Annotated in this window: 3 protein-coding genes and 1 pseudogene; 1 reads left to right on the top strand and 3 read right to left on the bottom strand. The window is 64.9% G+C overall.

Annotated features, from left to right (window positions below):
- The 3 genes and pseudogenes from L9Z73_RS29685 to gspG form a co-directional block, all read right to left on the bottom strand.
- Positions 1–231 (bottom strand): annotated as a pseudogene (locus L9Z73_RS29685) (type II secretion system protein GspL); the annotation flags it as partial.
- On the bottom strand, positions 228–1,118 hold the full coding sequence (gspK, locus tag L9Z73_RS29680) for a type II secretion system minor pseudopilin GspK (RefSeq protein ID WP_247408463.1): 891 nt from the start codon (positions 1,116–1,118) through the stop codon (positions 228–230). The pseudogene L9Z73_RS29685 and the gene gspK, both read right to left, overlap by 4 nt.
- An 8-nt stretch (positions 1,119–1,126) precedes the next feature.
- Positions 1,127–1,576, bottom strand: a complete 450-nt coding sequence (gspG, locus tag L9Z73_RS29675; protein WP_247408461.1) for a type II secretion system major pseudopilin GspG — start codon at positions 1,574–1,576, stop codon at positions 1,127–1,129.
- A 148-nt stretch (positions 1,577–1,724) separates the two neighbouring features.
- Between gspG and gspI the strand changes: the two genes are divergently transcribed.
- Positions 1,725–2,097: type II secretion system minor pseudopilin GspI (gspI, locus tag L9Z73_RS29670; protein WP_247408460.1), on the top strand; the 373-nt coding region annotated here is incomplete at its 3' end.

Raw genomic sequence — 2,097 nt, 5'->3', positions numbered from 1 at the left:
GGCCACGGCGGCCGCCGTTTTGGCGGCGGCCAGCGGCGGCAGGTCGAGGGCGGTCAGCAGGCTGTCAGCGGGGTGCAGAAAACACTCCACCGGCGGCTTGGACCGGCCCAACTGCAGCAGGCTTTCACGGCCTTCGCTCACCACCGCGCCACGCTCCAGCCAGGCAAATTGCACCTGGTTGTCGGCCGTCAATTGATCGAGTGGCGGCAAGCCGATCCGCAGGCGTTTCATGCGCCCACCCGCGACCAGATCACCTGGGGCCGGCGGTCTTCGGGGCGATGCAACAACACGTCGATCGTCACCCGCCTCTGTTCACGGCGGGCCTGGCCCTGCAGGCGAAACCACTCGCTGGTAATGCCCACCTGCACGCTCTCCACCGCCACTTGCGGCAGGTGCAGGCGGTTGACGAAATCGCCGCGGTTGATAAACCAGCGCCCGCTGTCGCGCTCGGCCACCAATGCCTGGGCCTGGGCCAGGCTGAGTTGCGGCACCACCGCGCTGAGCACTTCGGCGCTGGCGGTGTTGCCGTTGACCCAGGTATTGCCGGGCAGCACGCTGATGAAGGTCTGCAGGCGCCGTAGCAGCAACGGGTCGAGGCCTTCGATACCGCTCAAGTCATCCAGGCTGCGCAGCATCGGGTAGCGGGCCGGCAGCAGCGACGTGTCGGCACGTTGCTCATAGGACCCGATCACCCGCCGGCTGATGCGTTGGCTCACGGCCGAATCGATGCCGATCAGGCGGCACAGGCGCTCGAAACTTTGCACCTGTTCGGCATCCACCTGCTGGCGACTGACCAGATTGCGCAGGTTGAACTTGCCCTGCTCGTCCTCCAGGCGCCCTTCAAACGCGCCGCGCTGAGGACGTGCCCACGGTTGATCAAGGCGGGTCAGCACGTCCTTCTGACGGGCATCCCATAGCAACAGCCGGCTGTGTTCCAGGCTGCCTTGCAACAACCACTGGCCCTGAATGCGCAATTGCTCGGCCTCCACGCTGCGGGTGAATACGCTCTGACGCGTGAGCATGGCGCCGGCGATCACCGCCACCACCGCCGCGATCAGCAACGCGCTGATAATCGCCATGCCGCGCTGCTTCGCCGCTGCGGGCGAATACCGTTTCATGGCGCGCCTTATAGCTGCCAGGAGCCGATATCGGCATTCACGCCGTCGCCATCCGGTTGGCCGTCGGCGCCCAGGGAGAACACATCGACCTCACCGTTGGCGCCCGGGTTGAGGTAGTGATAGGCGTGGCCCCACGGGTCATTCGGCAGACGGTCGAGGTAAGCGCGCCAGTTGCTGTTCTTTGCATCCGCCGGGCGCTCCACCAGGACTTTGAGGCCCTGGTTCATGCTCGGGTAGGTGCCGTGGTCGAGGCGATAGAGTTTCAGCGCCTGCATCAACCCGCCGATGTCCTGTTTCGCTGCGGTGGCCCGTGCCTGGTCCGGACGATCAAGCACCTTGGGCACCACCATCGCCGCCAGAATCCCAAGAATGACCACCACCACCATGATCTCGATCAGGGTGAAGCCACGCTGGCCGCGAGGGCTTGGCAATGGGGATGTTAGGCGTGCGATATCCATCTCGACATTCCTTGGCTTGAGTGCGTTTCGGGGCGCAGTGTTGCAAGAACACATGTCAGTCGTATTGAAAATCCTCGGGAGTTTCGGTCGCCAATCGGTCAACTGCCGGCGCTAGGCTGCGCACCTGTTTCCAGGCTTTGAGAACGCCATGCGCAGGCACCGCAACGAGCGAGGTTTTACCCTGATTGAAGTGCTGGTGGCGCTGGCGATCATCGCGGTGGCCATGGCCGCAGCCGTGCGCGTGGCCGGGCTGATGACCCAGAGCAACGGCCTGTTGCGCGACAAGTCGATGGCGATGCTGGCGGCGCAAAGTCGCCTCGCGGAGTTGCAGTTGGAGGGGCGTTTGACCAACGGCAAAAAGACCTTCGAGTGCGATCAGGGCCGCTTGAAACTGCGTTGCGAGCAGACCCTCAGCAGCGGCTCCGATAGCCGGCTGGTGCAGGTCGATGTGCAGGTGCGGGACATCAGCCGCGAGGCGCCGCCTCTGGCGCGCGTGGAGACGTCGTTGGCCAGGCCGCAGG

Source organism: Pseudomonas emilianonis, from assembly GCF_023072625.1.
Classification (GTDB): domain Bacteria; phylum Pseudomonadota; class Gammaproteobacteria; order Pseudomonadales; family Pseudomonadaceae; genus Aquipseudomonas; species Aquipseudomonas paraveronii.
The sequence above is the reverse complement of the archived record's forward strand: the minus strand, read 5'-3'. Positions and strand labels throughout refer to the sequence as shown.